Origin of the sequence: Streptomyces sp. NPDC007162 (assembly GCF_040634175.1) — a bacterium.
Lineage (GTDB): Bacteria > Actinomycetota > Actinomycetes > Streptomycetales > Streptomycetaceae > Streptomyces.
This window is the reverse complement of the sequence record NZ_JBEYFC010000799.1, coordinates 1-2,880: the sequence shown is the minus strand read 5'-3', so window position 1 is coordinate 2,880 and position 2,880 is coordinate 1. Positions and strand designations below refer to the sequence as shown.

General features: G+C 74.7%; 2 protein-coding genes. Both read left to right on the top strand.

What is annotated here, in order from left to right:
* A partial coding sequence (locus ABZ646_RS44125; protein ID WP_360532721.1) for a serine/threonine-protein kinase occupies positions 1-1,692 on the top strand: 1,692 nt, incomplete at its 5' end.
* Positions 1,693-1,803: 111 nt separating this feature from the next.
* Positions 1,804-2,880 (top strand): serine/threonine-protein kinase (locus tag ABZ646_RS44120; protein WP_360532718.1); only part of this gene is annotated, 1,077 nt, incomplete at its 3' end.

Here is a 2,880-nt window from a genome sequence, read left to right as displayed (position 1 = left end):
GACCGGTGTAGCAGCAAGTACCTCCTGGAGGAGCCGCTAGGACGCGGCGCCACCGGCACCGTCTGGCGTGCCCGCCAGCGGGAGACCGCGGGCGCCGAGGCGGCCGTGCCCGGCCAGCCCGGTGAGACCGTCGCGATCAAGGTCCTCAAGGAAGAGCTCGCGAGCGACCCCGACATCGTGATGCGCTTCCTGCGGGAGCGTTCCGTCCTGCTCCGGCTCACCCACCCGAACATCGTCCGGGTCCGCGACCTGGTCGTCGAGGGCGATCTGCTCGCCCTGGTCATGGACCTCGTCGACGGCCCCGACCTGCACCGCCACCTGCGCGAGAACGGCCCCTTCACGCCCGTCGGCGCGGCCCTGCTCACCGCCCAGGTCGCCGACGCGCTCGCCGCCAGCCACGCCGACGGCGTCGTGCACCGCGACCTGAAACCGGCCAACGTGCTGCTCGCGCAGTACAACGGCCAGATGCACCCGATGCTGACCGACTTCGGCATCGCCCGCCTGGCCGACTCCCCGGGCCTGACCCGCACCCACGAGTTCGTCGGCACGCCCGCGTACGTCGCCCCCGAGTCCGCCGAGGGCCGTCCGCAGACCTCCGCCGTGGACATCTACGGCGCGGGCATCCTGCTGTACGAGCTGGTCACCGGCCGGCCGCCATTCTCCGGGGGCAGTGCCCTGGAGGTCCTCCACCAGCACCTCAGCGCGGAGCCGCGGCGCCCCTCGACCGTCCCCGACCCGCTGTGGACGGTCATAGAGCGTTGCCTGCGCAAGAACCCCGACGACCGGCCCAGCGCCGAGAACCTCGCCCGCGGCCTGCGTGTCGTCGCCGAGGGCATCGGCGTGCACGCGAACTCCGCGCAGATCGCCGCGGCCGAGGGCGTCGGCGCACTGCTGGCCCCCGACCCGGCGCCGGCGGCCGTACCCGGCTCGGCCGACCCCACCCAGGTGCTGCCGAACACGGGCGCGCCGACGGGGTCGTACGACCCGAACGCCGCGACCAGCTTCCTCCCGCACACCGGCGGCCCGGGACCGGCCGGAGCGGCCGACCCGACCGCCGTGCTGCCCAACACCGGCGCCGCCGACCCGACGGCCGTACTGCCGCCGATGCCCCAGGGGCAGCCGGGCGGCCCGCAGCAGCCGGAACAGCCGCACCCCTGGCAGACCCAGCTCCGCGCGGCCCGCGACCGCAACGAGCAGACCCAGGTCCAGTACCTCGACCCGGGCGAGGACCCGCTGCGCCGCCGCCCCCAGCGCCAGGTCGCCCGGCCGCAACAGCAGCAGCCGCGCCAGGCCCCGCAGCAGCAGCCGGTACGCCGGCCGCAGCCGCGCGGCCAGCAGGGCGGGCAGGGCGGGTACGGGCAGCAGCCGGCCGGCTACGGACACCAGCCGCAGCAGTACGCTCCGCAGCCGCAGCAGCGCTACGCGCCCCCGGCCGAGCCGCAGCGGGCCCCGCGTGAGCCCCGCGAGCCCCGCCGGCGCAGCGCCAACCCGATGCGGATCCCGGGCCTCGGCTGCCTCAAGGGCTGTCTGTTCATGGTCGTCATCCTGTTCGTCGCGGGCTGGCTGATCTGGGACCTGACCCCGGTGCACACCTGGGTCGGGCAGGGCCGCGGCTACTGGCACCAGCTGCGCGACTGGGCCGGCACGGTCAGCAGCTGGGTCAAGGATCTGGGCAGCGGTTCCGGCAACTGATCGCGAGTTTGGTGACTTGTCGACATCTGGCGGGTGATTTCCGCCTCTGTGGTGAAGGTTGGCTCTTCGGACGCGTACTTTTATCGGCAACACGCGTCGGTAGGAGCAGTCTTGGCACGGAAGATCGGCAGCCGGTACACCGCCAACCAGATCCTGGGGCGGGGCAGCGCCGGCACGGTGTGGCTGGGCGAGGGTCCCGACGGGCCCGTCGCCATCAAGCTGCTGCGCGAGGACCTCTCGTCCGACGAGGAGCTGGTGGGCCGGTTCGTGCAGGAGCGCACGGCGCTGCTGGGCCTGGAGCACCCCAACGTCGTCTCCGTCCGTGACCTCGTCGTCGACGGCAACGACCTCGCCCTCGTCATGGACCTGGTCCGGGGCACCGATCTGCGCACCCGGCTGGAACGCGAAAGGCGCCTCGCCCCCGAGGCGGCCGTCGCCATCGTCGCGGACGTCGCCGACGGGCTGGCGGCCGCCCACGCGGCGGGCGTCGTCCACCGCGACGTCAAGCCGGAGAACGTCCTCCTCGACATGCAGGGCCCGCTCGGCCCCGGCGGCTCCCACCCGGCCCTCCTGACCGACTTCGGCGTCGCGAAGCTGATCGACTCCCCGAAGCGGACCCGCGCGACGAAGATCATCGGCACCCCCGACTACCTGGCCCCGGAGATCGTGGAGGGCCTGCCGCCCCGCGCGTCGGTGGACATCTACGCCCTCGCGACGGTCCTGTACGAGCTCCTCGCGGGCTTCACCCCCTTCGGCGGCGGCCACCCCGGCGCCGTCCTGCGCCGCCACGTCACGGAGACGGTCGTCCCCCTCCCCGGCATCCCCGAGGAGCTCTGGCAGCTGCTCGTGCAGTGCCTGGCCAAGGCGCCGGCCTCCCGGCTGCGCGCCTCGGAGCTGGCCGCGCGGCTGCGGGAGCAGCTGCCCATGCTGGCCGGGATGCCGCCGCTGGACGTCGACGAGCCGGACGCGGAGTCGCCGGAGGAGCCGGCCGAGGAGCCGGCCGCCCCGGCCGCGCCGGAGGATCGGGTACGACGGCGGGGTGCCGTGTCCCTGGTGCCGGGCGCGAAACCGGACTCCAACCGGGACACCCACACCTCGATGAGGGTGCCGGGGCCCGACGAGCTGGCGGGCGGCGCCCTGGGCACGGCACGGGCGCCGCGGGCCTCGGGGGCCCCGCGCCCCGGCTCC